The organism is Pseudocalidococcus azoricus BACA0444, assembly GCF_031729055.1.
Classification (GTDB): Bacteria; Cyanobacteriota; Cyanobacteriia; order Thermosynechococcales; family Thermosynechococcaceae; genus Pseudocalidococcus; species Pseudocalidococcus azoricus.
The window spans coordinates 17,357-42,558 of the sequence record NZ_JAVMIP010000006.1; the positions used below are offsets into that span (position 1 = coordinate 17,357).

28 protein-coding genes are annotated in these 25,202 nt (G+C 48.5%); 18 read left to right on the forward strand and 10 right to left on the reverse strand.

The window, feature by feature from the left end; all coding sequences use genetic code 11:
* The first annotated feature begins 114 nt into the window (after positions 1-114).
* Positions 115-636, forward strand: coding sequence for a metal-binding protein (locus RIF25_RS07825; protein ID WP_322877993.1), 522 nt, complete (start codon positions 115-117; stop codon positions 634-636).
* Here the strand turns inward: RIF25_RS07825 and RIF25_RS07830 are convergent.
* Positions 633-1,358, reverse strand: coding sequence for a biotin--[acetyl-CoA-carboxylase] ligase (locus tag RIF25_RS07830; RefSeq protein WP_322877994.1), 726 nt, complete (start codon positions 1,356-1,358; stop codon positions 633-635). The two genes, RIF25_RS07825 and RIF25_RS07830, sit on opposite strands and share 4 nt — an antisense overlap.
* A 69-nt stretch (positions 1,359-1,427) precedes the next feature.
* Between RIF25_RS07830 and RIF25_RS07835 the strand changes: the two genes are divergently transcribed.
* Together RIF25_RS07835 and ureG are read left to right on the forward strand one after the other, a co-directional pair.
* Positions 1,428-1,730, forward strand: coding sequence for a hypothetical protein (locus RIF25_RS07835; protein WP_322877995.1), 303 nt, complete (start codon positions 1,428-1,430; stop codon positions 1,728-1,730).
* 70 nt (positions 1,731-1,800) lie between these two features.
* Positions 1,801-2,427 carry an urease accessory protein UreG gene (gene ureG, locus RIF25_RS07840; RefSeq protein ID WP_322877996.1) on the forward strand — a complete coding sequence of 209 codons (627 nt, stop codon included), beginning with the start codon at positions 1,801-1,803 and terminating at the stop codon, positions 2,425-2,427.
* On the opposite strand, the gene RIF25_RS07845 is transcribed toward ureG, so the two are convergent.
* The 3 genes from RIF25_RS07845 to RIF25_RS07855 all read right to left on the reverse strand — a co-directional run bounded on the left by RIF25_RS07845 (position 2,424) and on the right by RIF25_RS07855 (position 5,284).
* Positions 2,424-3,620, reverse strand: coding sequence for a Coenzyme F420 hydrogenase/dehydrogenase, beta subunit C-terminal domain (locus RIF25_RS07845; RefSeq protein WP_322877997.1), 1,197 nt, complete (start codon positions 3,618-3,620; stop codon positions 2,424-2,426). The genes ureG and RIF25_RS07845 overlap by 4 nt on opposite strands.
* A 116-nt stretch (positions 3,621-3,736) precedes the next feature.
* The gene (locus tag RIF25_RS07850; RefSeq protein WP_322877998.1) at positions 3,737-4,390 is read right to left on the reverse strand and encodes a cytochrome b/b6 domain-containing protein; all 654 of its coding nucleotides are present in this window, start codon (positions 4,388-4,390) and stop codon (positions 3,737-3,739) included.
* A gap of 141 nt (positions 4,391-4,531) precedes the next feature.
* The gene (locus tag RIF25_RS07855; protein WP_322877999.1) at positions 4,532-5,284 is read right to left on the reverse strand and encodes an MBL fold metallo-hydrolase; all 753 of its coding nucleotides are present in this window, start codon (positions 5,282-5,284) and stop codon (positions 4,532-4,534) included.
* 200 nt (positions 5,285-5,484) lie between these two features.
* On the opposite strand from RIF25_RS07855, the gene RIF25_RS07860 reads away from it, so the two are divergent.
* From RIF25_RS07860 to urtE, 8 genes are all read left to right on the forward strand, one after another.
* Positions 5,485-7,071 carry a hypothetical protein gene (locus RIF25_RS07860; RefSeq protein ID WP_322878000.1) on the forward strand — a complete coding sequence of 529 codons (1,587 nt, stop codon included), beginning with the start codon at positions 5,485-5,487 and terminating at the stop codon, positions 7,069-7,071.
* A gap of 260 nt (positions 7,072-7,331) precedes the next feature.
* The gene (gene urtA / locus RIF25_RS07865; protein ID WP_322878001.1) at positions 7,332-8,630 is read left to right on the forward strand and encodes an urea ABC transporter substrate-binding protein; all 1,299 of its coding nucleotides are present in this window, start codon (positions 7,332-7,334) and stop codon (positions 8,628-8,630) included.
* A gap of 143 nt (positions 8,631-8,773) precedes the next feature.
* Positions 8,774-9,925 carry an ABC transporter permease subunit gene (locus RIF25_RS07870; RefSeq protein WP_322878002.1) on the forward strand — a complete coding sequence of 384 codons (1,152 nt, stop codon included), beginning with the start codon at positions 8,774-8,776 and terminating at the stop codon, positions 9,923-9,925.
* Positions 9,926-9,934: 9 nt separating this feature from the next.
* Positions 9,935-11,146, forward strand: coding sequence for an urea ABC transporter permease subunit UrtC (urtC, locus tag RIF25_RS07875; protein WP_322878003.1), 1,212 nt, complete (start codon positions 9,935-9,937; stop codon positions 11,144-11,146).
* Positions 11,106-11,852, forward strand: coding sequence for an urea ABC transporter ATP-binding protein UrtD (urtD, locus tag RIF25_RS07880; RefSeq protein WP_322878004.1), 747 nt, complete (start codon positions 11,106-11,108; stop codon positions 11,850-11,852). Before urtC ends, urtD begins: the two co-directional genes overlap by 41 nt.
* Positions 11,853-11,872: 20 nt before the next feature.
* Positions 11,873-12,958 (forward strand): HindVP family restriction endonuclease, encoded by a 1,086-nt coding sequence (locus RIF25_RS07885; protein WP_322878005.1) that lies wholly within the window; start codon positions 11,873-11,875, stop codon positions 12,956-12,958.
* A 9-nt stretch (positions 12,959-12,967) separates the two neighbouring features.
* Positions 12,968-13,978, forward strand: coding sequence for a DNA cytosine methyltransferase (locus RIF25_RS07890; RefSeq protein WP_322878006.1), 1,011 nt, complete (start codon positions 12,968-12,970; stop codon positions 13,976-13,978).
* A gap of 5 nt (positions 13,979-13,983) precedes the next feature.
* Positions 13,984-14,739: an urea ABC transporter ATP-binding subunit UrtE gene (gene urtE, locus RIF25_RS07895; protein WP_322878007.1), complete on the forward strand. Its 756-nt coding sequence runs from the start codon at positions 13,984-13,986 to the stop codon at positions 14,737-14,739.
* On the opposite strand, the gene RIF25_RS07900 is transcribed toward urtE, so the two are convergent.
* Entirely contained in the window at positions 14,736-15,503 is a 768-nt protein-coding gene (locus RIF25_RS07900) for a TIGR00297 family protein (protein WP_322878008.1), read from the reverse strand. The two genes, urtE and RIF25_RS07900, sit on opposite strands and share 4 nt — an antisense overlap.
* A gap of 172 nt (positions 15,504-15,675) precedes the next feature.
* Here RIF25_RS07900 and RIF25_RS07905 point away from each other — a divergent pair, with 172 nt between their 5' ends.
* The gene (locus RIF25_RS07905) at positions 15,676-16,707 is read left to right on the forward strand and encodes a bifunctional heptose 7-phosphate kinase/heptose 1-phosphate adenyltransferase (RefSeq protein ID WP_322878009.1); all 1,032 of its coding nucleotides are present in this window, start codon (positions 15,676-15,678) and stop codon (positions 16,705-16,707) included.
* Between the two features lie 80 nt (positions 16,708-16,787).
* Here the strand turns inward: RIF25_RS07905 and RIF25_RS07910 are convergent, their stop codons facing one another.
* A complete protein-coding gene (locus tag RIF25_RS07910; RefSeq protein ID WP_322878010.1) occupies positions 16,788-18,041 on the reverse strand; it encodes a NupC/NupG family nucleoside CNT transporter in 1,254 nt (417 codons plus the stop codon).
* Between the two features lie 148 nt (positions 18,042-18,189).
* Between RIF25_RS07910 and RIF25_RS07915 the strand changes: the two genes are divergently transcribed.
* From RIF25_RS07915 to RIF25_RS07925, 3 genes are all read left to right on the forward strand, one after another.
* Positions 18,190-18,402: a hypothetical protein gene (locus tag RIF25_RS07915; RefSeq protein WP_322878011.1), complete on the forward strand. Its 213-nt coding sequence runs from the start codon at positions 18,190-18,192 to the stop codon at positions 18,400-18,402.
* Between the two features lie 158 nt (positions 18,403-18,560).
* Positions 18,561-18,890 carry a hypothetical protein gene (locus RIF25_RS07920; RefSeq protein WP_322878012.1) on the forward strand — a complete coding sequence of 110 codons (330 nt, stop codon included), beginning with the start codon at positions 18,561-18,563 and terminating at the stop codon, positions 18,888-18,890.
* A 48-nt stretch (positions 18,891-18,938) separates the two neighbouring features.
* On the forward strand, positions 18,939-20,168 hold the full coding sequence (locus RIF25_RS07925) for an FIST signal transduction protein (RefSeq protein WP_322878013.1): 1,230 nt from the start codon (positions 18,939-18,941) through the stop codon (positions 20,166-20,168).
* A 40-nt stretch (positions 20,169-20,208) separates the two neighbouring features.
* Here RIF25_RS07925 and RIF25_RS07930 read toward each other — a convergent pair whose 3' ends face one another.
* Positions 20,209-20,547 (reverse strand): type II toxin-antitoxin system PemK/MazF family toxin, encoded by a 339-nt coding sequence (locus RIF25_RS07930; RefSeq protein ID WP_407682365.1) that lies wholly within the window; start codon positions 20,545-20,547, stop codon positions 20,209-20,211.
* Complete coding sequence (locus RIF25_RS07935) at positions 20,544-20,768, reverse strand: hypothetical protein (RefSeq protein WP_322878015.1); 225 nt, start codon at positions 20,766-20,768, stop codon at positions 20,544-20,546. The genes RIF25_RS07930 and RIF25_RS07935 overlap by 4 nt, the downstream gene beginning before the upstream one ends.
* A 135-nt stretch (positions 20,769-20,903) precedes the next feature.
* Here RIF25_RS07935 and RIF25_RS07940 point away from each other — a divergent pair, with 135 nt between their 5' ends.
* Together RIF25_RS07940 and RIF25_RS07945 are read left to right on the forward strand one after the other, a co-directional pair.
* A complete protein-coding gene (locus RIF25_RS07940; protein ID WP_322878016.1) occupies positions 20,904-21,122 on the forward strand; it encodes a DUF433 domain-containing protein in 219 nt (72 codons plus the stop codon).
* A gap of 16 nt (positions 21,123-21,138) precedes the next feature.
* Complete coding sequence (locus tag RIF25_RS07945) at positions 21,139-22,317, forward strand: aminotransferase class V-fold PLP-dependent enzyme (protein ID WP_322878017.1); 1,179 nt, start codon at positions 21,139-21,141, stop codon at positions 22,315-22,317.
* Here the strand turns inward: RIF25_RS07945 and RIF25_RS07950 are convergent, their stop codons facing one another.
* Together RIF25_RS07950 and RIF25_RS07955 are read right to left on the reverse strand one after the other, a co-directional pair.
* The gene (locus RIF25_RS07950) at positions 22,318-23,592 is read right to left on the reverse strand and encodes an ATP-binding protein (protein ID WP_322878018.1); all 1,275 of its coding nucleotides are present in this window, start codon (positions 23,590-23,592) and stop codon (positions 22,318-22,320) included. It lies immediately after the preceding gene.
* 33 nt (positions 23,593-23,625) lie between these two features.
* Complete coding sequence (locus tag RIF25_RS07955; protein WP_015122907.1) at positions 23,626-24,297, reverse strand: response regulator transcription factor; 672 nt, start codon at positions 24,295-24,297, stop codon at positions 23,626-23,628.
* 234 nt (positions 24,298-24,531) lie between these two features.
* Between RIF25_RS07955 and RIF25_RS07960 the strand changes: the two genes are divergently transcribed.
* Entirely contained in the window at positions 24,532-25,071 is a 540-nt protein-coding gene (locus tag RIF25_RS07960) for a hypothetical protein (RefSeq protein ID WP_322878019.1), read from the forward strand.
* The last annotated feature ends 131 nt before the right edge of the window (positions 25,072-25,202 follow it).

The following is a 25,202-nucleotide window of genomic DNA, read 5'->3' on the forward strand; positions in this document are numbered from 1 at the left end:
TTGGTCAAATTCCTGCCAGGCCCCGCCCCATGTCGCAACTTCCATCTAAATCGCATAATTCATCTTGGTTGCCCCCTAATGTCTGAAGCAAGGATGTCTCGGTAGTCTCAAGCTATGCCTTCAGGACGGGTTCATGATCGGGTCACAGTGGTGTTATCTCCTTTGGCTGGCCTGGGGGCTGGAGTTTGGGGGCAACGCTGGGAATTAGCCACACTGGCCATAGTCGGTGTCCTCGTCAGTGGTTTTTTCTTAAGTCCCGATTTAGATATTCTCTCAAAGCCCTATCAACGCTGGGGTTGGCTGCGCTGGCTCTGGTGGCCCTATCAACGGTTCATTCCCCATCGCTCTTGGCTATCCCATGGCCCCATTATTGGTACAGTCTTACGGGTGGCTTATTTAATTGGCTGGCTGAGTTTGATCGGCTTTGGCTTGAGTTGGGTGGGGCAGGAGACTGGCTGGTGGACTTGGCAATGGGAGGCTACGTTAGCTTGGCTAGAAAAATCTTGGCAACAGGATAACCAGGCCTGGATCATTGGCTTTGTTAGCCTAGAAATTGGGGCCATGGGGCATTACCTGAGTGACTTTTTGGGCAGTGTTTTTAAGCGTTCGCGACCTCGTAAGCCCCACCAGGCCTAGTCCCATTCTGTAATCTGTCCCTGGGCAATTGTAATAGTTTCCCCCGAGGCCAAGCGTAAGCCCAACTGTCCTGATGCGTTAATTCCTGTGACTCTGCCCTTCACGATCTCTTGCTCCCGTTGAATTAAAATTTGTTGACCCTGCAAAATGTGGTAGCGGTTTAAGTCTGGTAATAATGGCGTTAACCCCTGATTGGTCATCACACTGTGGGCTTGGAGGAGATAAAATCTCATTTTGGCCAGCAGTTCATATGGGCCGGGGACTGTCTGACTAATCTCTGACAAACTAATGGCCTGGGACAGTTGCGGGGCCTGGGTCAAATCTACAGCCCGATTTAAACCAATCCCGACAATAACCCGCGTTCCTGGGTTCAATGGCATCGTTTCGCAGAGGATTCCCCCCAGTTTGCGATTATTGGCATAGAGATCATTGGGCCATTTGAGACCCACAACTCCCGGCTGAATTGGACATAGGGCTTCAACGGCATAGATCACACCCAGGCCAACTCCCAGGGTAAAACCCGGACGAACCACCCCTGGAACATCTAAGACAAAACTCACCGTCAATACCCCCGCCGGAGCTAACCAGGCCCGCCCCCATTGCCCCCGCCCGGCCGTTTGCTGTTGGGTAAAAACCGCTTGCCCATGCTCTAACCATGCTGAATTTTTCTTGGCCCAGGTATTAGTGCTCGGACATTCTGGAAGTTCCCATAGCCAATCCATGATTTGAACGCCCACAATAGAAAACAAACTTCAAGTATCGCCCTCTAGGCACGCAACGGGAGTCTTTCCATGAGATCAACCTTAGTCATGATTAGTCTTGGCCTGGCGGTCGGCATCAATCCAGTGCAGGCGCAAGCTCTCCCAATCCTGAAAAATGGCGTGTGTCCAATTGGTTATACCACCCAAGGCAATTATTGTGTCCCCGGCCGGCAAGCTCCAGTGGCGATTCCCAAGTTGGGGGTTTGTCCGATCAACTATGTCACCCAAGGGAACTATTGTGTCGGGAATCAAAGGGCTAAACCCGCCGTGATTAAATCGGGAGTCTGCCCCAGCGGTTATTTCACCCAAGGCAATTATTGTGTGAGTCAGTAGTAAAATCCTCCAAACCTCCCAGGCCAGGCGCGCTAGGATAGGTAACTAAGGTTATTGCGAGTTGCGGTGTATGTCCAGTCATGCTTTGCGAATTGGGGTGGCCGGGCCAGTCGGTTCGGGAAAAACAGCCCTGGTTGCCGCTCTTTGCCAGGCCTTGCGTCAGACCCATGAATTGGCCGTTGTGACCAATGATATTTATACCCAAGAGGATGCAAATTTCCTGGTTCGCAATCAGGCCCTTGAGGCAGAACGAATCCTGGGGGTCGAAACAGGCGGCTGTCCCCATACGGCCATTCGGGAAGATGCCTCAATGAATTTGGTTGCGATTGCGGAACTGGAAACTAAACTCAGCGGCCTAGACATCATTTTTGTTGAAAGTGGGGGAGATAATTTAGCCGCCACCTTTAGCCCGGAGTTAGTGGATATTACCCTCTATGTGATTGATGTGGCCGCCGGAGATAAAATTCCCCGTAAAGGGGGGCCTGGAATTACCAAGTCGGATCTCTTAGTGATTAACAAAATTGATCTGGCTCCCTACGTTGGTGCAGATTTAGAGATCATGGCCCGAGATGCTCACAAAATGCGGGGTCAAAAGCCTTTTTTAATGACCAACTTGAAAACCGGGGCTGGCCTATCCCAAGTAATTGAGTTTGTCTTAGCCCAACTTCCCCCCCGTCCTATCGCCGTCATGGCCTAAGTCTTGGGTAAACGGTATTGACTGACAATTTTCTTAGCAAATTCCGGGACATGGGCAGCTAATTTTTGAGCGTAGTGTCGTTTGACAAATAGATAATTGCGGGTGAAGTGAGAGTCTATGGAAAAGCGAGCATATTCCAAGCCTTTTGGGCCAATTTTCTCGATCACAACCCCCATTAACTTAGCCGCCCACATCGGTAATGTCACCCCCTGGTCGTAAGCGGGAATACTTTGCTGCACCGCGGCCTGGCGATTGCCTTGGGAGATCATTGGTTGGGTTTCTAATTGATTTTGGACAAGCTCTAGCATTTCCCGACCCGTTTGATTCCGCACCGTGATCCACTGCCAACCAAAGGGCGCGCCCATGTAGCCCACGACTAAATCCGCCAGGCCATTGACGTAATCAAAACAACTCATGCAAGAGGGGGCAAAGACATCTTTCAGTTCCTTGGTGTTCAAGCCAAAAAACGGCACGGTTTCTGTGGAGCCATCCTCATGCTTAAAATGCACCCGAAAATCCTGCATAAATTCGTAATAAACCACAGTATCGGGAGAACGGCTGGTGGTATCTAAAAACTTTTGCAGGCCGGCCCGCGTCACATTATCCACACAGGGAGTTCCTAACACATAGAGCTTTTCCAGCCCCAACTTATCTTCCACGGCCCGCAAGGCTTGGATCTGGCAACCCACCCCAATCACCAACAACCGTTTTAAGCCCGACTGTTCAATTTGTTCGAGAACGGAGAGATTAGGGGACAGGGTAGGCTTATTGACGCGGGCCGCGAGAATCTCCTCTGGGGTGCGGGCAATCACGGGCCGGGGCTGAAACCGATCCTCTGGGGTATTTTGGACACAAACCACACCTTCCACCCAGCCTTGATTGAGCATGGCAATGGCAATGGAACTGACAATCCCTGTCCACTGGGCCCCCGGAATTGGTTCAGTTTTGCGGGCGGTGATCATCTCCTCATGTACGCCAAAATAACATTCATCCCAATTGTCTAAATCGCGGGAACGGCCATGGGTTTGGGTTTCTAGATTGTCAAATTGTTGATTGATAAAGGCACAGGCTTCTTTGACGTAATGGATGTAATAGGTATCACACAGGCCACACTCACTACAGAGTTCCTTAGCGGGTCGGCGGCTATCAGGAGCAATGGCTTTGGCTTTTTTATGGGCGGGTGAGATGGTCATAGGGTATGGTGGCTGGGCAATGAGTTAAGGGGCCTGGTGGATGCAGAACTGAGGTCTTGCTGATCTCTACCTTTGTTCAGATTAACCTGGATTCCTGGGCCAAGGCTCCTTGGAGATTAGGAACTGAAGACAGGGAGAATAAAAGCGGCGATAATTCCACCCATGATCAAAATTTCCCAGGCCAGCAACAGCCTTGATGGGGTTAATCGCCAGCCTTGGAGCCACCTTTGCAGACGATCATTGGGGCGAATCTTGATCTGGACTATGGACAGAATTAGCGGCACTCCCCCCACCTTAATCCCCAGGCCAATGTGCAAAATCAACGCCACCAGCATCACGAGCCAGGCCAGCAAATGTCCCCCATAGGCCCAATGGTTCAGTTCACCCCGGGGTAACCATTCTTCTTGCATCAGTCGCCCCGTGATGGCCGCAAACGTAGCCGCAAGTAACATGACCGAATTCAAAATTTTCTGGAGGGCCGCCCAGCTACTTGGTTGTCCAATTTTGTGGAGTTGCTGCCAGGCCTGGGGTTGAATTAAACGCCGATAGCCCCAATGAAAACTATAGATTACGAATAGGGGTAAGAGAAGCAAAAACGTCAGGGCCCCGGTGCCATGGATCCCTTGAATATCCTCTAAGTTTGGCAGCGGGAGTTGGCCCCAACGCTGATCGTAGGTGTTATAGACCCAAAACCCAGAAACCAAGGCAAAAATTACCAAGGCGGTGATTAGCCCATGCAAAATTCGTAATAGCGCCGGTTGATAGGGCATGGATTTTCTGCTAACTCAGCAACAAAGGCTATCGTCGCGCAAATTATTGTAACGAGATTCTTCAACAACTCGTCATCGGGCCTGGGGAGTTGACCTTGTTACCGTGATTGATAGTGTTAAAAATCATTTCAGTTGAGCAAACTAGAGAGACAGAACGTTAATCACTAGGCTTGCGGGTAAACTACTCGGACTCAAGGAAATACTGCTACCCCCCACACGGCGGATGGTTGTCCCAGCCATGATCTCTAAAAAGGCTTCCAAGGGTTTAAGGTCACAGGCCTTCGGATCCGCTCCTTTTGTTAAGTAATGGCTAGGAATCACAATCCGGGGTTCAAGAAAATTGATCGCAGCTTTGGCTTCTTCTGGGGTGTAGGCTTTTTCACTACCGCCAACGGGAATAATCAGTAAATCGGGTTTACCCATGAGGATTCTTTGCTCTAAGGTAATGGGTGCAGCAATTCCGCCCAGTTGGAGGATTTTAATTCCCCCCTGCGTCCAGGCCCAGGCCACATTGGTGCCAAACCGATAGCCCCCGACTCGATCATGATTAGTCCGAACGCCTTGAAATTTAATCCCATTGACATTGTAGGAGCCGGGTTCAAAGAGCAATTTTGGCCGGCCGGGTAAGCCTTCCACAAAGCCTTCATCCAAGAGCCGACTGCTAATCATGACAATATTACTAGCGACTTTTGGGGCGGGTAGGTTTTTGGTACAGCCACGGGGTTGAAACGGGTTACTGAGAATTCGCTGCCCACTGCCCGTAAACAGAAAACAGGTATGGCCAAACCACTGCACCCCCAAAGAGCCACCAGACTGGGCCTGGGCCGACCAAGCAACCCCTAAGCTGGCAATTGCACCCCCTTGGACATAGTGAAAAAACTGACGGCGACGCATAAGACTCCTACACAAGACAAGGACTGTGGCTTAGAACAATGGCAGCAAACTTAGGGTATGGGTTGGGCGGGTCAAAAGTCTTAGCCAAGTTTACGGGATAATCCTGCATAAGTAACCACTTCAGGATCATAAAAGTTAGGTTCTTCCAGCGGGGCCTGGGGTTCGCTACCATAGGAACACACATTCCCCTGTGGCTGCTTATGACCGTTGTCTATCAAAGTCGGTTCCTCCGGTTTTGGCGGGTTCAAGTTCACCGCTGGCAACATCATTGGCAAATTCAACACCGCCGCTGGCAAAACTCTCTCAAGTGGACAGTCCAGGCCTGGGTTTATCCTCTCTATCGTCTCGTTCAATTAAACCAGTGGTTACCCAGGGGCCTCAAACAGGGCCTTAAACAGCAATGGCAAACCCTCCAGGCCCAAGCCGAACCGCCCCCGCCACCCGCCAGTGATACCCCGATTGTCAATCTGCTGCAATCTCTGGATAGTCCAGGTTTAACTCTGACTCACGCTGATGGGGCAACGGCTCCCCAGTTGATTCTCCATCCTCCCCAGCCTCCATCCAAACCAATTTTTCAGCCGGACTGGACTCGTCTCACTGCTTTGGGGATCATGGGTTGGAAGTCGTTAAAGGTCTGGTGGACTCCCAAACAACCCCGGCAATTACCAGTTATTCCCGCTCCCCTCGCCCTAGAACCGGCCCATTCCAGAGAACCATCTCCTGATCGCCCCCAAAGCAAACTGATGACCCCGATTCAGGCCTGGTGGCAATGGTTGGGAGCAAAATTTCAAAGCCAACGTCCTGAACTCCCTATTCCTCAAAGCAATCTGGAAACTTCTGCGGCCTTAGAACCCTTAACCGCCCCCTTAGATTTGACTCCCACTGCAAAATCGGGGACAATCACTCCTCCTGCGTCTCACCTGGCCTGGGGGTGGCTCAAAACTACAACCCTGCAACTTGCCCAAACAACTCAGACATTCTGGCAAAAACGAGATCAGATTAGCGATTCCTTCCAGGCCCTAACTCGAACGATTAAAACAGCCCTGGAACCCCATTCGGCCGCACTGCAACCCCGCGACTCCGCAGCCCTAGAAAAATTAGCGCGTCCATCAACAGCTGGATTAGAGCCTCAAACCATTCAAATTCAAGGTATTGCCTGTCAACTAACAAATCGGCATTTAGTCTTGGTGGGGGCAAATAATCAGATTTTTGACATTCTCACTGGGGCGCAACAAAAGCAACTGACCGAGCGGATTCTCTGGGAACTGGCTGGATATTACTATCAACTCCGGCAATGGCAGCATCTCACTGGCCAGTCTTTAGCGCGCTGGGGCTTAACGGCAACACCAGATTTATCCCTGAACCCATCTCCAGGCAAGCAACTCCGACCCAGCTCGCAAAACTTATCATTACCGGCTGGCCTGGCGAGCACACTTACGGGTTTATGGAGCCAACTCCAGGCCTGGTTATTGGGTTGGCCTACTCCGCCTCCTGAAGCCCAATCCCTGATCATTCCAGAAGCTCCAGTCAGGGCTATTGGCCAAAATCCAACCCAATTGATCAGTCCCTTATCCGGCTTGCATACACCAGACCTAGCCAACTCCAAGCAATCCCCAGGTCTAACCGCCACTCATCCATTCACCCTTGACATTGACTCAACCTTTTTAGGCTATGAACCCCAAGGCCTGGAAATAATTTGGTTGTGGCTGGATCGTCTCTTTCTGTGGTTGGAACGGGCCTGGGCCTGGTTGTGGGGATTAGGGCCAAAACTGGGAAATTTGGGCTAAGGCATCCTTTGAAGAAGAGTGGCGGATCTAGTGGTTGCTACCTCCTGGCCTGGGTGCGGGAGTGACTTAGATGTAGCCAAGACTACAAAGCACAATCTAAAAGAAAAGCGAACAAGGGAGAAAATGTATATTCAGATACAATTCCCAGTCCAGTCATCGCACTACTATCACTTAGCTGTGGCCAATATTCTCCAGTTTGAATAAAGCTGGCCAACATCTGTATGTATGAATTCTATGTGTGAATTTGGGAGATTAACTACATGACCAGGGGCATTCGGCGGCGTGACTTTATCGTATTTGGTTCCGTGGCGGCCGGGAGTATTCTCCTCAAGGCCTGTGGCGGCGAAACAACAACCACAACGGAGGGTTCTCCTAGCCCAGCAGCCGGTGGCGAAACCATTAAGGTTGGGATTCTGCACTCCCTCAGCGGCACGATGGCCATCAGTGAAAAAAGCGTTGTTGATTCCACGATGATGGCAATCAAAGAAATTAATGACGCAGGTGGTGTCCTCGGCAAGCAAATCGAAGCGATCCAAGAAGATGGGGCCTCTGACTGGCCAACCTTTAACGAAAAAGCCAAGAAACTGATCCAACAGGATAAAGTGGTGGCCGTTTTTGGCTGTTGGACTTCTGCCAGCCGTAAAGCCGTATTGCCTACCTTTGAAGCCGAAGATCATATGCTTTGGTATCCCGTCCAGTACGAAGGGCAAGAATGCTCGAAAAACATTTTCTACACTGGTGCGGCTCCGAACCAACAGATTGAACCCTCGGTGACGTGGTTAATGGAGCAATATCCCGGCAAACCCTTCTTCCTGGTGGGGTCTGACTATGTGTTCCCCCGCACCGCCAACACGATCATCAAGGCCCAGTTGGCTGCTAAAGGGGGCAAGGTCGTGGGTGAAGACTACATCCCCTTAGGCGGGACAGAAGTCACCCCGATTATTTCTAAAATCAAGGCGGCGATGCCCGATGGTGGGATTATCTACAACAGCTTAAACGGAGATAGCAACGTGGCCTTCTTCAAACAATTGCAAGGGGCTGGGATGGGGCCAGATAAATACCCCTCTATGTCCGTCAGTATCGCTGAAGAAGAAGTCCAGGCCATTGGGGTGGAATATTTGAAAGGGCACTTTGCCGCCTGGAACTATTTCCAAACCGTGGATACCCCCGCCAACAAGGTCTTTGTGGCCAACTTCAAGAAAATGTATGGGGAAGATCGGGTCGTCAACGATCCAATGGAAGCGGGCTATATTGCCGTCAATATTTGGAAACAGGCCGTTGAGAAAGCTGGTACTGCTGACGATCTCAATAAAGTCCGGATGGCGGCCCTTGGGCAAACCTTCGATGCTCCAGAAGGCAACGTCACGATGGAAAACAATCATCACCTCTCGAAATGGGTGCGGATTGGCAAAGTTCGGGATGATGGACTGTTTGAAATTGTCTATTCCACTGATGGGCCGGTTGCTCCCCTGCCCTGGAACCAATTTGTCCCAGAAACCAAGGGCTTTGCCTGTGACTGGTCTGATCCAGCTAAAGGTGGCAAGTTCAAAATGAGCTAATGGCTCCCCTGCCCTTAAGTAGCTTGTAATTTAGCATCTGGGGTTACAGATTTAAGTTCTGATTGGATTTAGACTGTACCCCAGTTTTTGTATCAAATTAAGGGCAATGTAATCAGTTTTTGCCTGGAGAAGGAGAACGTACCTTGACACAGCTTTTAGAGGCGGTTTTCGGTGGCTTAAGTATTGGTTCTGTTTTGCTCCTCTCTGCCCTGGGCCTGGCCATTGTTTTTGGCCTGATGGGAGTGATCAACATGGCCCACGGTGAATTGATGATGTTAGGGGCCTACACGACATTTGTGACCCAAAACATTCTCAAAGCCACACCCTTAGCTCCCGCTTATATCTTTTTGGCTCTAATTGCTGCCTTCCTGGTCACCGCTTTAGTCGGCTTGCTTTTGGAACGGACTGTGGTGCGATTTCTCTATGGCCGGCCCCTAGAAACCCTCTTAGCCACTTGGGGGGTGAGTCTGATTCTCCAACAGTTTGTCCGCAGTGTCAGTTGGCAATTTGTGACCGGCCTGGGGATTTTTTGCTTGCTCTATTTTGGCGCGCAATCGCTCCTGGCCTGGAAAACTGACTTTGACCGCGTCCGCAACTGGTTTATCGGCATCATGCTCCCACTGTCGGCCATTATTGCCCTGGTGGTCTCCAATGTCTTGGGCAATGCCTATAAGCTCGCTTTTACAAAACCCTGGTTTGGTACCCAAGGGGTGGATGTTACCGCACCGCAATGGTTACGGGGGGGATTAGTGATTGACACCTACCAGCTACCCTATACTCGTCTCTTTATCATTGTCTTGACCATTCTTTGCTTGATTGCGGTTTACTGGTTCTTAAATCAGACGGCCTGGGGCTTACGGATTCGCGCTGTGACCCAAAATCGTGCCATGAGTGCCTGCTTAGGGATTCCAACCCAAAAAGTAGATGCAATTACCTTTGCGCTTGGCTCAGGCCTGGCAGGGATTGCTGGTTGCGCGGTTGCTCTTTTAGGCTCTGTAAGTTCCAATACTGGCCAAGCCTACATTGTGGATACGTTCATGGTGGTGGTCGTGGGTGGGGTCGGTAAATTAGTCGGCAGTATTGTCGCGGCTGGGACTATCGGCACCCTGAGTTATGTGATCGGCTCCAATGCCCTTTCGCCCTTGATTGGGTTCAATGAGCAAATCAAAGCCGTACTTGAATTTTTTGCGACAGCCAGTATGGCCAAGGTGGTTGTCTTTGCCTTAATTATTGTTTTTCTCCAATTCCGGCCGGCGGGTTTATTCCCCCAAAAAGGCCGCACGGTGGATGCTTAGGAATAGCGTATGACTCCAACACTTGCTGCCCCAGCCCTCCCAAAGTCACCCCGCAGTCGCAAAAAGCAACTGATTACAGAAGCGATTGTTGTCGCCGTGATTGCCCTGATCTTGCTCTTTGTCATGCCTTGGATTTTTGCCCAGGCCGGTCAGGGGGTACGGGTCAACCAGTTGGGGCGATTTCTGGCTTTGGCTATTGCGGCTTTGGGGATTGACTTAATTTGGGGTTATACGGGGTTACTCAGTCTGGGCCATGGTTTGTTTTTTGCCTTGGGTGGCTATGCCTTGGCCATGTACTTACAGTTGCAGCCATTACCCGGCCAGACAGAAGTCCCGATCCCGGAATTTTTTACCCTCTATGGGGTGGACAAACTGCCCTGGTTTTGGGAGCCGTTTTATTCCTTTCCCTTTACATTAGCGGCCATTGTCGTCATCCCAGGCCTGGTTGCCGCAGCATTCGGCTATTTGATTTTCCGCAATCGGATTAAAGGGGTTTATTTTTCGATTCTGACCCAGGCCGCCTTAATTGTCTTTTTTAACTTCTTTAACGGGCAACAAAAGCTCATTAATGGTACCAATGGCCTGAAAACCGATACAGCCACAATTTTTGGAGTCTTAGTCGGCTCTCCCCCCGTTCAAACTACGTTTTATGCCCTTAGTATTCTCTTTGTCATTGTTGGCTATGTCCTCTGTCGGTGGTTAACCAGTGGGCGCATGGGGCGGATGTTAGTGGCGATTCGGGACGATGAAACTCGGGTGCGATTTTCTGGCTATAACCCCACCGGCTATAAGGTGTTTGTATTTGCAATTTCGGCAATCTTGGCTGGGATTGCGGGGGCCTTGTTTACGGTTCAGTCTGGGATCATTACCCCGAGTTCCTCCATGAGTGTCGCTTTCTCCATTGAAATGGTGATTTGGGTTGCGGTTGGGGGGCGGGGGACTTTGATTGGGGCAGTCCTCGGAACCCTGATTGTCAACTTTGCCAAAACCCTCTTAAGTGAACAGTTTCCAGCTTTTTGGCTGTTTTTCCAAGGAGCTTTATTCCTGATTGTGGTTACGGTCTTACCAATGGGGATTTTAGGCTGGTTCCGAACAACAGGTTGGAAATTCATTCAGGGACGCTTTGGACCACAACCCATCGAAACCTATCCCAGTCTTGAGCTAGATCCAGAGGTGGAATATGAGCGGGAAACTATTGAGCATCAGCAATCTGACCGTTAGTTTTGACGGCTTTAAGGCGATCAATAACCTTAACTTCACCATGAATGAAGGGGAGTTGCGGGTTGTGATTGGCCCGAACGGTGCCGGTAAAACTACGTTCATGGACTGCATTACGGGCAAAACTAAACCCACAGAAGGCATTGTCACCTTTAAGGGTAAGGATTTACGTCCCTATGCTGAACATGACATTGCTCGGATGGGGATTGGGCGGAAATTTCAAACTCCACGGGTTTTTCTGAAGTTAACCCCACGGGAAAATCTAGAACTCTCCTGTATTCGCCAGAAAAATGTTTTTGGCTCCCTTTTTGGTCAGACGACCCAACCTGAACGGCGGACTGTGGGCGGATTACTGGAAACCATTGGCCTGGATCATAAAGCCGATATGCCCGCTGAATTGCTCTCTCACGGGGAAAAACAACGTCTTGAAATTGGGATGTTAGTTGCTCAGTCACCCGATTTATTGCTGGTGGATGAACCTGTCGCTGGTTTAACGGACGAAGAAACGGAAAAAGTTGGAGATTTGCTCTTAGCTCTCGCCGAAAGCCACTCGATAATTGTGATTGAACATGATATGGAGTTTGTCCGCCAGATTGCCAAACAGGTCACGGTTCTACATCAGGGATCGGTTTTATTTGAAGGCAATATGGATCAAGTCCAGAGTGATCCCCAGGTGATTGAGGTCTATCTCGGCAAACAAGAAGATTAATATCAAGTATTATTCAACTCATGACACAACCTGGATTATTTGGCATCGTCCACTCAAATCGAAACTTTGCAGACCAGGAGAATTGGGGAAAAAATTGCTTTAATAGCTCATTTCCTATAGCTCTCTGCTGTTATATGAGTCACATGAATATTTCTCCTGTCTACATTTCTATTGATAAGAAACTGAATGTTAAGCATGGAAAGGTATCTGTATCTCAATTATTTGGTATTACTTCAAATTCCTCGGACTTGTTCTTTGGTTTTGAAACAGTATACTCACCATATCAAAATTTAGTTCACGGAATTTATTACTCTGCTGATGTTGTTTTGAGCAATAAGATAACTAAGCATCAATTCAGGTGCTTTGAAATTAAGCTTACGGCATTACCTGACAATACAACTTGTAGTTTAAGTGATAGTGAGTTTAGTTGTGAAATCGTAGTACGACCGAGCACTATCGCTTTTGTAGCACTAAGTATAGCTAATTATATTTATAACTCTGGATTAGTTCAGGTATTTTCTAAGTTACTAAGCCCAATTTGTAGTCCAATACAGAATTGGCAAGATAAGAATGAAATACTGATTCACCTTAGTCATTTTAAGCAAGGTATGATTGACGTTATATCTTGTTTGCTGAGTCAAAAAGAAAGGACATACACTCAACAGCCGCTAGTGATCCAACCAGTTTGGAAGACTGTAGGAAAATCATCAACATTACATGATAACTGTCTTGATACTTTTGTTTGGTCAGATTTGGCACTAATCTTGTTGCCGCTCAATCAAATGAATACATCAAGAAGAATTCAAAACGTATCAAGATCAGCCCGTACAATAATTTGGTTAATTAAGATGCTTTATGACTTTATAACTAATGGGCAAATTAATATAGCTCAAGTTATTGATATGCTAACGTATGACACCAAGAACGATAAAGCTTTTGCGGCTAGCGGACGTGTAACTCACTCATTCTTATCCAGTCCGGAACTAACTCAGCCACGGATCAAGAAATCCGAAATTAAAAATATAATCTTAAATGGTGGGCAAAATCTTTTAAGTCCTGAACGCAGGTTCGATGCCATTATCGTCAATACACCTGGGCTATTTTGAGGGCGATCTATGTTTCTCAAGCAAAGCTATAGGGTAATTGACTTATTTTCCGGCTGCGGTGGGATGTCCTTTGGATTTCAATCTGCTGGTTATGAATTAGTTGCGGCATATGACTATTGGCTTCCAGCGATTAACGTTTATCAACAAAACTTTGATCACCCAATATTTAATGTTGATTTAGGCGATCCTCTACTTGATTTCCACAAATTTAAGAGTTTCGATGCTCAGATCATCATTGGTGGACCACCTTGTCAAGATTTCTCCCATGCTGGAAAAAGAAATGAAGAATTAGGGAGGGCAGATTTAACAATAGCATTTGCAAAAATTGTTTCTTATATTCGGCCACGATTGTTTGTCATGGAGAATGTGGATCGCATCTTAAAAAGTAAGAAATATAAAGTTGCAAAAGATTTACTCAAGAAAACTGGATATGGTTTAACTGAAGTCATATTAAATGCTACTTTCTGCCATGTTCCACAAAATCGCAAAAGACTCTTTTTGATAGGTGATTTAGGTGCTTATGATAATTTTATGAGTAATTCCTTAGAACAAAATCTAAGTCTAACTCCTCTAACAGTACGTCAATATTTTGAAAAAGAGTTAGCTATAAACTTAGATATAGAATATTATTATAGACACCCTAGAAACTATTCTCGTAGAGCAATATATAGCATTGATGAGCCAAGTGCCACAATTCGTGGAGTAAATCGTCCGATTCCCAAAAACTATCAAATTCATCCTGCTGATGCTTGTAATTCAATTGAGAGAGTGCGCCCTTTGACGACAAGAGAACGTGCCACAATTCAAACTTTTCCCATTGATTTTTTATTTGCCGGTACAAAGACTGATATTGAGCAAATGATTGGCAATGCTGTTCCTGTAAACCTTGCCCATTATGTCGCCACATCGGTTATGAACTATATCAAGTGTAAAGAGCAGAATCAATCAACTACTTATGAGCAACTTTCCTTGCTTTCTTCTCAACTTCAATCTGCTTCCAGTCTTGTTTCTTTAAGGTAATACTCATGATTTCTCAAGACAACTCGAAGATCCAGTATTTAGATGATAATGGTCAACCCACCTTAAAAGTGGATGGACTTAATGTCTATTATGGTGAGAGTCATATTCTCCGGGATGTGGACATGGGGGTAGCTCCAGGGAAGATGGTGTGTCTGATTGGGCGTAATGGAGTGGGCAAAACAACCCTGCTGAAGACGATTATGGGCCTGCTCAAACCCCGTAGCGGTGACATTGCCTTTCAAGGAAAATCAATTAAGGGCTTAGCCTCAGATCAACGGGCCCGCGCCGGGATTGGTTATGTTCCCCAAGGCCGAGAAATTATTCCCCGGTTGACAGTGGGAGAGAACTTATTACTGGGCCTGGAAGCAACCAAAGGCGGTGTCAAACCCAATGCTAAAGTCCCTGATGAAATTTATGAATTGTTTCCAGTCTTGAAGACCATGCTGAATCGAATGGGTGGAGATTTGAGTGGAGGGCAACAACAGCAGTTAGCCATTGCTCGGGCTTTAATGGGGAAACCCCGCCTTCTGGTTTTGGATGAGCCAACGGAAGGAATTCAACCCTCAATCATTCTAGAAATTGAAGCCGCGGTGAAACGCATTGTTCGAGAAACAGGCATTTCGGTATTACTCGTGGAGCAGCATTTACATTTTGTCCGCCAGGCCGACTGGTACTATGCGATGCAAAAAGGGGGGATTGTCTCTCAAGGGCCAACCAGCGAACTGAGTAATGATGTGATCCAGAAATTCTTGGCAGTTTAACTCCAAAATTTAATCACCAGGCCCCCTGCAACTGCCAACATCGCGCCCACAGTCGTATTAATCCCATTCACAACTTCATTGGTCAACCAAGCATAGTTCTCCTGCCACTTAGCCCCAATGAGGCTCTCAACATAGTTGGCAATTAAAGCCGCCAAAACACATAGGCCAACACCCCACCAACTCACCAGGCCCAGGCCCGATCCGAGGAATGAAATCAACCATGCTGCCCCCAGGCCTGCTAAAGTTCCCTCTAAACTAACTGCACCCTCAGTACCGGGGGGAACGGGTTGAAAAGTGGTAATTAAGAATGTCCGCTTACCATAGGCTTTACCAATTTCGCTGGAGGTTGTGTCTGACAATTTTGTACTAAAACTAGCCACATAAGCCAGGGTTAGGTAAGGTAGCCATGTTTCAGGCGTAATCACAGTTAAAAGCCCACAAATAGCCCCCGTCAAGGCTGATCCCCAAACGTTTTCCGGCCCCCTGGCCCCATCGCGCTTTTCGGCAATTCCCTTGGCTTGCTTTTGTTCCAGGCCAACTTTTGTAACGGCTGAACCGACCAAAAAGTAAAACAGGACAATGACATAGCCCCGCCAGCCCAATGTCCCCCAAACCAACACCCCCAGACCCCAAGCATGAGCCAAACCCGCTGGAGTTAATAATTTCTTGGGGATTAGAATGGCGAGAACTGCTAACAGGGAATTCAAAACCAGGCCAACTACCCAAGGGGATGTTAACCAGAGGGGAAGATCAAGATTCACCATGACTATTACACCTCCCGTAGATCGTTAATCCTGTCTAGATCACAGACCAGTTCCCTAGAATTAAAGACTCTTCAGGTATAAGGGATTCAAGTCCAGGCCCTAAGATAGGATGGCAGATTTGACTGTAGCCCTTCAATCGTTCCTATATCCTAATTCCCTCTGTAGCCATCCCATGACCTTCTCCTTCCATGATCAACTTGAGCAAACCCGGCCGCGTCTCCAAGACCTCATGGGCCAATATCAACAGGCCAATATTTTAGTGGTAGGAGATTTAACGGTTGATGAGTTTCTCACCGGAGAAGTTGAACGCCTTTCCCGAGAAGCCCCTGTCTTAATTTTGCGCCATGAATCTACTCGTCAAGTCCCCGGGGGAGGAGCCAATGCAGTCTATAACGTGGCGAAGTTGGGCGCAAAGGTGAAAGCGGTGGGTCTGGTGGGAGATGACAGTCAAGGGGTGGCTCTGAAGCGAATTTTTGAGGCTGTTGGCATTGACACCAGTGGTATTTTTACGGATCCTGACCGACCGACCGTGACCAAAACCCGCATCTCTGGCCATGCCCGCCAATCCGTCACTCAACAAATTGTCCGAATTGATCGCAAATCTGATGCCTGGCCACCCACCCACCTCCAGGCCCAGATGGCAGAGTACATCAAAGCTCATTTAGAAACCGTCGATGCGGTCATTTGTTCCGACTATGGGGATGGAGTATTTTCCGCGCCCGTGATTCAAGCTGCCCTGGCCCATCACTATGCCATTGTCGATGCCCAACAGGGATTAGCCCGCTATCAAAAGGCCCACTTATTTACCCCTAATTTGCCAGAAGCAGAAGCTGCCGTTGGCTATCGGATCAAGACCTCCGCTGATGTTCTCCAGGCCGGTCGGGATTTATTAGAACTTACCCAAGCCCAACGAATTTTAATTACCCGCGGTGAAGATGGGATGAGTTTGTTTAGTCGAGATGGGGAACCCGAGCATATTCCGGCCTTTAATCGCACCGATGTGTTTGATGTCACGGGGGCTGGAGATACGGTTGTTGCAGCCTTAACCCTGGCCTTAGTTGCGGGAGGCAGTTTTCTGGAAGCTTCGATCTTGGGAAATTTAGCCGCCAGTATTGTTGTCCGCCAATTTGGGACTGCCACAACCTCAGCAACGGAAATGGAAACAACCTTACACAATTTATTGGGGAGTGAACTTCTGCGTTAGGGTTACTCTCCCCGCCCGGGTTGACAGTCTGTAAAACCTAATGCCTTGGTGTCTCGAAAACTGGCAATGGCCATCTCAATCTAGATCAAAAGTCCGGCAATACAAGCGGTCATAAAACAGGCCAAGGAACCCGCCACCAACGCTCTGACTCCTAAACGGGCTAAATCATGTTGCCGTTCTGGGGCCAGCGCGCCAATCCCCCCAATTTGAATCCCCACTGAGGCAATATTGGAAAACCCACAGAGGGCATAGGTGGCAATGATTTGGGAGCGTTCTGTGAGGGTCGGTAAGGCATTGGGTGGGGCCTGGTTAGCCGTCACTTTAGCGGTGTTCTCCATCAGGGTGCGGAGATCCAAATAGGCGATAAATTCGGTTAAAACAGTCTTTTTCCCTAATAAAATTGCCACTTGCCCGACATCAGCCCAGGAAACCCCCATCAACCAGGCCACGGGCGCAAACACCAAGGAAAAAATCCACTCTAGGGATAGTTGCGGTAAGTTTACCATTGGCCCCAAGACTCCTAAAATCCCATTCACCGCCGCCACCAAGGCCAAAAACGCAATTAACATCGCCACCACATTCAAAACTAACTTCATCCCATCCAAAGCCCCCACGGTAGCGGCATCAATGGCATTGGTATAGGGCTGTTCAATTTTGGTCTTGATGTGATCACCTGCTGTGACTGCGATTTCCGTTTCAGGGTACATCAGCTTAGAAATGGCCAGGGCCGCTGGGGCAGACATCACCGAGGCGGCAATTAAATGTTCTGGGGGAATCCCAAAGGCAATATAGGCTGCCATCACCCCGCCCGCAATCGTGGCAAATCCGGAAGTCATAACAGCATGGAGTTCAGAGGAAGTCATGTCCTTGAGAAACGGTTTAACTAAGAGAGGAGCTTCGGTTTGCCCGACAAAGATATTGGCCGCACAGACTAAGGATTCTCCCCCCGAAGTTTTCATGGTGCGGATCATCAGCGTTGCCAGGCGGGCAATCACCCACTGTAAAACCCCATAGTAGTAGAGAATGGCAATAAATGACGAAAAGAAAATAATCGTTGGCATCACCTTAAAGGCAATTAAATGATCCGTATAGGTTTCTCCAAAGACAAATTCTGCCCCGGCATCCGAAAAACTTAAGAACCACCCCACCGCACTCCCCAGGCCCTGAAAGAGTTTTAACCCTAAGGGCAAGCGCAAAATCACCAAACCCAGGAGTAACTGCAAGGCCAGGCCCCAAGCCAAGGTTCGCCAACGCACTTCTTGCCGATTTGTGGAAATTAAATAGGCAAACCCAACAAACACCCCCAGGCCCAACAGGGAAATCCACCGCTCCATAGTTGCCTCACATCCCAAAATTGTCGTTATGATCCCATACGTTTCATAGCTCAATTTCCCCCAGGAAACTGCTTTTTGGATCACCAAACTCGGAGTTGCAAGTTAGGATAACAATGATGAAGTGACCTTATGTGCGGAAAGCAAGCCCATGTTTGTGACTGAACTGTCTCCCCTGGCCCAAGAACTGACTCAAAAACCAGTTGCCTTTCTCGGCGGCTTTGTTTCGGGACTATTAGGTCTGAGCTTGTCCGAGGAACCCGTCAGCCAATGGTTAGCCAAACAAGGGGCAACCTCCACCAGTACCCCTAGCAGCACCCCCAAAAACTCAGCTTCGGGGCCCCAATCCATTTCCATTGACTAGGCCAGACCGCCCATCAGCTAATTACATCAGCATCATTGACCCAGCTAGTCCTTTCCCCAGGATTTCGACTCTGATTGGTCAACAAGTCCCTGTGACAAGTTAAGACTCCCTCCAGAGATTGTTACTATTAGTTAAGGACTACGACAAGGGTGTAACACATGACCATATCAGAGGCCTGGCATGGGGCGGCGTTGGGGATAGCAGGCTCAGGTCTGTGGGCGATTGCGCTGTACTTAGGATTTTACCCCATCGGACAAAAGATTATTGAGCGTCTGGAAACCTGGTTGGGCAAAGCAAAATCATCTCAGGCCGAGTTTTGGGCCGCAATGACAGGGGTTTTGCCCTTTGTTTTGTTGGGGGTGGGGCTATTTTATGGAATTACAGTTTCCTTAGGCCTAAGTTGGTCTGTCAGTTTGGGAATTATGGCTACCATTGGCGGCGGAGTTTATGAATTGGGGCGGCGAGATGGTGAAATTAACCGAGAATAGAGATTAGTCCCAGCTTCAACCAAGCGCGCCTAGGGGGTACTAACGACGATGAAATGGGCCACCGCACTCTCAACACATTTTTCCTTAGAACAAGCGGTTAAGGAAGTCACCGACCAGGCCCGCGAGCGATTGGGTAATCTCCAACCAGACTTAGGAATTGTCTTTATTTCCCAGGCCTTTGCCAGTGAGTTTTCTCGGGTCATTCCCCTATTGCAAACCAAGTTACATTTGCCGGTTTTGATTGGTTGCGGGGGGGGTGGCGTGATCGGGCGCAATTACCGCGATCAACCCCAAGAGGTGGAAGAAACAGCCGGCCTTTCCCTCACCTTGGCCCATTTACCCGATGTAAAGATTAAGCCCTTTACCTTGGTGGCCGATGACCTCCCAGACCCCGATGATTCCCCCCAGGCCTGGTGGAGACTGATTGGGGTTGACCCAGAGCAACAGCCGGAATTTTTACTCTTGGCTGATACCAGTAGTGCCCGAATTAATGACCTGTTACGGGGCTTGGATTACGCTTACCCCCAAGCCGTGAAAGTTGGCGGAATTACGGGCAGCAATCAGGGGTGGGGCCGGACGGGGCTGTTTTACCAAACAAAGGTGCAACGGGAAGGAACAGTGGGGTTAGCCTTGACTGGTAATATTCGCATTGATCCAATTGTTGCCCAGGGATGCCGCCCCATTGGCCCCCTCTATCGGATCGCCTCTGGGGAAAAGAACATTATCCTCACCCTTGAAGATGACCAGGCCAAGGTAGCCCCACCCTTAGATATGTTGGAAAATTTGGTGGCAAGGCTCCCCGAAGCGGATCGTGAATTAGCCCGCAGTGCTCTATTTATTGGCCTGGTGCATAATGAATTCAAACCTAATCTCGGGCCTGGGGATTTTTTGATTCGGAATTTGATTGGGATTGATCCACAAACGGGAGCTTTGGCCTTAGGCGATCGGGTGCGGGTGGGGCAACGAATTCAATTTCATCTCCGGGATGCAGCGGCCTCGGCGGCAGATCTCCAGGCCTGGTTAGAAACCTATTGCCACTCCTATCCCGGCCCACCCCCAGAGGGAACGATGATGTTTTCTTGTTTAGGGCGCGGCGTTAATCTTTACGGTGAACCGGATTTTGATGCCAATATGGTTGATAAATTCTTACCTAACATTCCGGTGAGTGGCTTTTTCTGCTTTGGAGAAATTGGCCCCATTGGTCAAGAAACTTTTTTGCATGGCTATACCTCGGCCCTGGCTATTTTCCATCCCCGCACTACTAATTCTTTGAGTTAAAGGTTTTGGCCTGGATGAGATTAATCTACTGCCGATCTGCCTATGGCTCTAAACGTGTCAGAGATGTTTTGACACAGGCCTTAACTCCTTGCCAATCCCGTTCTGACAAGTGACAAATCACAACCAAATTAGCAGACAATGGCAAGGTGACAATAAAGCAACGAAATATTGAAGTAGTTCGTAATCCGGCCATTGCCCAAGCTTGAAGGCGATAATCTGTAGCTCCGACAATCTTTGCCTGAGTTGTAATTAGGCCAACAATCACATCTGGCCGAATTGAATGATAAATTTCTGCTGATAAGACGACAGCGGGACAGCGTTTAATACCTGTAACTCCAGGGAAATCAACAGTCACGATATCCCCGGCACATAGATTCATTGTTCAGCCTCGTCTATCTCAGAGAAATTGCTGGCTGCGGACTGGAGCGAAAAACTGACCAGATCCCTTTCATCTTCTTCTGTCCAGGTATCACTTTCATCTATTGCGGTTGATTGCTGTTTAACAAGATCATTCAAAATCAGCGTGGCTAATCGTAACTGTTCTGCGAGGGACAAATTACGAACCACTTGAATATAAATTTCTTGGACAGTCGTTTGCATAATCGAACCTCTTGTCCTTGATTTTAGAGCTTTTCTTGGTTCTTGGTCAGGTTAAGATTTCTATGTGGAGGTTCTGCAATAGCCTCTGATGCCCCGTACAAAAAATCTTTTTGGCTAAGGATTTTGCTCTGAATCATGAACTCACTCCCTAACTTGTTAACCCGCATCACCCAAACCTCTAGTCAATGTGAGGGTCGTCCTTGGATTTGTGGCATGGGAAGTAGGGTTAGCGATATTCTGGAAATGTTGGCAGAGAATGTTAGTGTTGGCGGGATTTTAGCAAACCTTCTTGATCTTGAGATTGAAGACATTCAGGCCAGGTTAGTCATTCCATCTAAACTAATTGAAGACTAACTTGAGGGCTTAACTCTTGGTCTTAACCGCATCAAAGATTACGGAAATTCGACAGCAGTTTTTGGCATTGCAATCGAAAACCTATCTGAACTTTGGTGGTCAGGGGCCACTCCCAAACTCGGCCTGGGAGGCGATTCAAAACAGTTATCTCCATATCCAACAGGCCGGGCCATTTTGCACCAAAAACTATGCCTATATTTCCAGTCAAATTGCCGCCCTCCGCCAGGCCTTGAGCCAAGAATTAAACATTACTCCCGAGAGCCTCGCCTTAACCGATTCTGTGACAACGGGCTGCAATATTGTCCTCTGGGGCCTGGATTGGCGCGCTGGGGATCATTTGCTCTTGACAGATTGCGAACATCCAGGGATTTTAGCCATTGGTCAACAACTCCAGGCCCGCTTTGGGATTGATCTCACAGTTCTACCCCTCCTTCAACAGGCCCAGGCCGATTCAGAACACCTAGTCACCTGCTTTCGCCAGGCCTTGACTCCCCGAACGCGCCTAGTTGCCCTCAGTCATTTACTGTGGAACACAGGTACGACTTTACCCCTTCAGGAAATCGTTGCCGTTTGTCATCAACAGGGGGTGCTAGTTCTAGCTGATGCCGCGCAGTCCGTGGGGATGATGTCCTTGGATTTACCGAGCTTAGGGGTGGATTTTTATGCGTTTACGGGGCACAAATGGCTCTGTGGGCCGGATGGATTGGGAGGCTTATATATTCATCCTGAGCAGCTTGGACACCTGCAACCCACCTATGTCGGCTGGCGGAGTATTAAAAACGGCCCCCAAGGGTTTCCCGAAGCCTTCCAGGCCACGGCCGCCAAGTTTGAAATTGCCACCACTGCTTTTCCTTTGGTTTCAGGTTTAACCGCGGCCCTGCATTTTCATCATCACGTTAGCCCCACCTCCATCCGCTATCAACAGATTTGTGATTTAAGTCGCTATCTCTGGCAAGGCCTGGCCACCATTCCGGGGGTACGCTGCCTCACTTCAACCCCACCCCCAGCGGGCCTGGTGACATTTCAACTGGAATCGGGTAAACATGGGGCCTTAGTCGAATGGCTAGAAAATCAAGGCATTTTAGTCCGTCTTTTACTTTTTCCGAATTCCGTCCGGGCCTGTGTTCATTACATGAGTTTATTGAGGGAATGCGATCAGTTAATTGGGGCTGTGGCTGAATTTACCCGTGGTTAGTCAACCTGATTCATCCATTTCAACCTTAAGTTGAATCAGAACCCTAGTGCCTTCATCCTGATTGGAATAAATTTCTAAACGTCCCTGATGGGCGGCTAAGATGCGTTCTACAATCGCCAACCCCAGGCCGGTTCCCCCTGGTTTCCGAGAATAAAAAGGTTGGGTTAGTTTGGGAATTTCAGTTGCGGGAATCGGTTCGCCCCAGTTTTGAATGGTGACGGTGACTTGTTGAAGATTTTGCTGATTGAAACGATGCGCGGGGTTGTTAACTTGAATCGTGCAAGTAATTGGTGTATGGGCTGGGGCTGCTTCACAGGCATTTTGAATCACATTAAAAAAAACTTGCTTGAGCTTATCGCGATCTCCTTTAATCCAGACGGGCTGGGGGCCAGTTTGCCACATGATCGCGCGTCCTTGGGCTTCTGGTAAATCCTCTAAAATATGTTGTATTTCCAGGCCCAGAAAATTCAAATCAAAGCGAGACTTGTTTAAGGTTTGGGGTTTGGCATACAGCAGAATTTCACTCAGGAGCATTTCTAAGCGGTGGGCTTCCTCGAGGGCTAAGGTGAGGCGTTCTTGGGCTGCGGCTGGTAGGGCAAGCTTAAAAAAGTAATTCAGCCCCATTTTGATCGTAGTCAGGGGGTTCCGTAATTCATGAACAATCATCGTGGCAAACTCGCCAATCGCCGCTAAACGGGCCTGCTCTACCAGTTGATGTTGGGCCTGTTGGAGATCTGCTGTTCGTTTTTCCACTTCCTCGGTCAAACGCTGATTAAAGTCCTGCTGGGCCTGGTAAAGCAAGTAGTTATCAATTGCCGTGGCAGCCCGTTCTGCAAAGAGCTTGACTGTTTCTACCTCGGTGGGATGAAATGGGCGCGGCTGCATATTAAATGAGCAAATTGTCCCCATCACTTCCCCTTCCAGGGTACAAAGAGGCACACCTAAATAGGATAAATAGCCTTCGGGGAGTTCGCCAAATTCTGGTTGTTCTCGGACATCATTGACACAGAGGGGTTGGCGCGTTAAGACCACTGTATGGGTGACAGTGCCGTGGAGATCACAAACCCGATCTTCAGGATCAAGGGGAAGGTTACTGGCAATTAATTGTTCCTCATTCTCCTTACAAAGAGTCACCACTGTCCAATCCATCATCAAAAGCTCACTGACTCCGTAAGCAACGGCTTCTAAGTAATTTCTTAAGTCTTTGGTACGGCAACTGAGGGAAGCCAGAATTGAGAGAATTTTGTGACTTTTCTGCCAATGCTGATCAGCCATCTCTACCACCAAACTGATGATTTATGACTAAAATTATCGTAAGCTATAGCCCACACCCCGAATTGTTTGAATGAGTCGCGGTTGATTGGTTGATTCTAGCTTTAATCGTAAGTAGCGAATATATACTTCAATAATGTTTGAGTCGCCAATAAAATCATAACCCCAGACTTGATTGAGAATTTGTTCACGGGTAAAGACTTGTCGCGGCCGAGATAATAAATAAGTCAGTAAATCAAACTCTTTGACGGTTAAATCTATGGGCCGTTGTTGCCGATATACTTCTCTGGTGCGTTGATTCACCCGTAAATCTTCAAACTCCAACCAATCCGATTCTTGGGGATGTTTTTGCCGTAAGCGGGCTCGAATCCTGGCTAAGAGTTCTTCAATGCTGAAGGGTTTAATCACATAATCATCGGCACCCGCATCCAGGCCGGCAATCCGATCCGGAATATCGTCTCGTCCCGTTAACATAATGACTGGCATGACATTCCCTGTTGCCCGCAGCCGCCGACAAATTTCTACCCCCGTTAGGCCTGGTAACATCCAATCGACAATCATTAAATCTAACGGATGCTCACGGGCTAAAATTAATCCGGCCTGGCCATCATGACTGACTGTAATTTCATACCCCTCACTTTCAAGTTCCAACTGAATAAACCGAGCAATTTTGGGTTCGTCTTCAATCAGTAAAATCCTGCGGGTCATGGTCAAGAGCCTCCAGATTAACTCCAGATTAACAGGCCTGGCTGAGAGATGCCTGAGTCACTGGCAATTGTTAAAACTTTATAAAGCATCAATTTTTTCGGGAAATTCCCAGCTAATCCTCCAAATCTTCTCAGGACTTTCTCAGGCAGAGACCCCACTGTGTGGATATTGACTGTTGATTACAGGACTCCCTTCTCAAGCATTACGTTCAGATCATCACAGGAGAATAAACCTATGAATTTCTCTACTTTCGGTCGCATGAGTGCCTTGACCGTGACGTTTCTTTCCCTTAGCTCGATTGCTATTGCCTCCCCCTTACCCGGCCCTGGCCCCTCTCCCCGCCGGATAGTTCCCACCCTCTCCCCACCTGGTTCCGTTTACTCTTCTTCCCTCCCTGCGGCTCAATTCCCCAAAATCACCGGTGCAACAATTTCTGGTAGTACCCATGTGATTGGTATTTCTGGTAATGGTATGAGCTTAAGCAGTGTGAGCATTGGCCTGCCCCAGCAGATGGAGAGCTTTTCGGGGATTACGCTGCAAAATAAATCTGGGGGGAATATCCCGGCCCAAGTCAAAAAACAAGGGGATCGCCTGAACATTAGTTTTGATACGCCACTACAGGCCGGCACCTCATTTGATGTGCGGTTTAACAATGTGGCGATGCGGACATCTGGGGGTGAAAGCTTGCCCTACCAAGTCAGTGTTGTCCAGGCCGGTTCTGAGGGCGATATTAGCATTGGCACAGCCTTAATTAGTGTCCCGGTGCGTAATTAATTGTTGGCTTGACCCTTCGTTAACATCCTCAGCCTGAGTTGGGGGGATTTTCTAAAGCTGGTGTAATCGGCCAAGTTTCAGATGCCCCCTAGCTTTTTTGTAATTCTCAAGCCAAGATTCAGGCGATAACT

Bases quoted from the DNA above. Each gene is read 5' to 3' on its own strand.
- RIF25_RS07950 (WP_322878018.1), bottom strand. From the start codon at position 23,592: ATGGCTGATCAGCATTGGCAGAAAAGTCACAAAATTCTCTCAATTCTG.
- urtD (WP_322878004.1), top strand. From the start codon at position 11,106: ATGAGCGGGAAACTATTGAGCATCAGCAATCTGACCGTTAGTTTTGAC.
- RIF25_RS07855 (WP_322877999.1), bottom strand. From the start codon at position 5,284: ATGCGTCGCCGTCAGTTTTTTCACTATGTCCAAGGGGGTGCAATTGCC.
- urtA (WP_322878001.1), top strand. From the start codon at position 7,332: ATGACCAGGGGCATTCGGCGGCGTGACTTTATCGTATTTGGTTCCGTG.
- urtE (WP_322878007.1), top strand. From the start codon at position 13,984: ATGATTTCTCAAGACAACTCGAAGATCCAGTATTTAGATGATAATGGT.
- RIF25_RS07845 (WP_322877997.1), bottom strand. From the start codon at position 3,620: ATGACCATCTCACCCGCCCATAAAAAAGCCAAAGCCATTGCTCCTGAT.
- RIF25_RS07930 (WP_407682365.1), bottom strand. From the start codon at position 20,547: ATGAATCTATGTGCCGGGGATATCGTGACTGTTGATTTCCCTGGAGTT.
- RIF25_RS07935 (WP_322878015.1), bottom strand. From the start codon at position 20,768: ATGCAAACGACTGTCCAAGAAATTTATATTCAAGTGGTTCGTAATTTG.
- RIF25_RS07850 (WP_322877998.1), bottom strand. From the start codon at position 4,390: ATGCCCTATCAACCGGCGCTATTACGAATTTTGCATGGGCTAATCACC.
- RIF25_RS07890 (WP_322878006.1), top strand. From the start codon at position 12,968: ATGTTTCTCAAGCAAAGCTATAGGGTAATTGACTTATTTTCCGGCTGC.
- RIF25_RS07885 (WP_322878005.1), top strand. From the start codon at position 11,873: ATGACACAACCTGGATTATTTGGCATCGTCCACTCAAATCGAAACTTT.
- RIF25_RS07920 (WP_322878012.1), top strand. From the start codon at position 18,561: ATGACCATATCAGAGGCCTGGCATGGGGCGGCGTTGGGGATAGCAGGC.
- RIF25_RS07900 (WP_322878008.1), bottom strand. From the start codon at position 15,503: ATGGTGAATCTTGATCTTCCCCTCTGGTTAACATCCCCTTGGGTAGTT.
- urtC (WP_322878003.1), top strand. From the start codon at position 9,935: ATGACTCCAACACTTGCTGCCCCAGCCCTCCCAAAGTCACCCCGCAGT.
- RIF25_RS07860 (WP_322878000.1), top strand. From the start codon at position 5,485: ATGACCGTTGTCTATCAAAGTCGGTTCCTCCGGTTTTGGCGGGTTCAA.
- RIF25_RS07955 (WP_015122907.1), bottom strand. From the start codon at position 24,297: ATGACCCGCAGGATTTTACTGATTGAAGACGAACCCAAAATTGCTCGG.
- RIF25_RS07905 (WP_322878009.1), top strand. From the start codon at position 15,676: ATGACCTTCTCCTTCCATGATCAACTTGAGCAAACCCGGCCGCGTCTC.
- RIF25_RS07830 (WP_322877994.1), bottom strand. From the start codon at position 1,358: ATGGATTGGCTATGGGAACTTCCAGAATGTCCGAGCACTAATACCTGG.
- RIF25_RS07825 (WP_322877993.1), top strand. From the start codon at position 115: ATGCCTTCAGGACGGGTTCATGATCGGGTCACAGTGGTGTTATCTCCT.
- RIF25_RS07915 (WP_322878011.1), top strand. From the start codon at position 18,190: ATGTTTGTGACTGAACTGTCTCCCCTGGCCCAAGAACTGACTCAAAAA.
- RIF25_RS07960 (WP_322878019.1), top strand. From the start codon at position 24,532: ATGAATTTCTCTACTTTCGGTCGCATGAGTGCCTTGACCGTGACGTTT.
- RIF25_RS07835 (WP_322877995.1), top strand. From the start codon at position 1,428: ATGAGATCAACCTTAGTCATGATTAGTCTTGGCCTGGCGGTCGGCATC.
- RIF25_RS07925 (WP_322878013.1), top strand. From the start codon at position 18,939: ATGAAATGGGCCACCGCACTCTCAACACATTTTTCCTTAGAACAAGCG.
- RIF25_RS07940 (WP_322878016.1), top strand. From the start codon at position 20,904: ATGAACTCACTCCCTAACTTGTTAACCCGCATCACCCAAACCTCTAGT.
- ureG (WP_322877996.1), top strand. From the start codon at position 1,801: ATGTCCAGTCATGCTTTGCGAATTGGGGTGGCCGGGCCAGTCGGTTCG.
- RIF25_RS07910 (WP_322878010.1), bottom strand. From the start codon at position 18,041: ATGGAGCGGTGGATTTCCCTGTTGGGCCTGGGGGTGTTTGTTGGGTTT.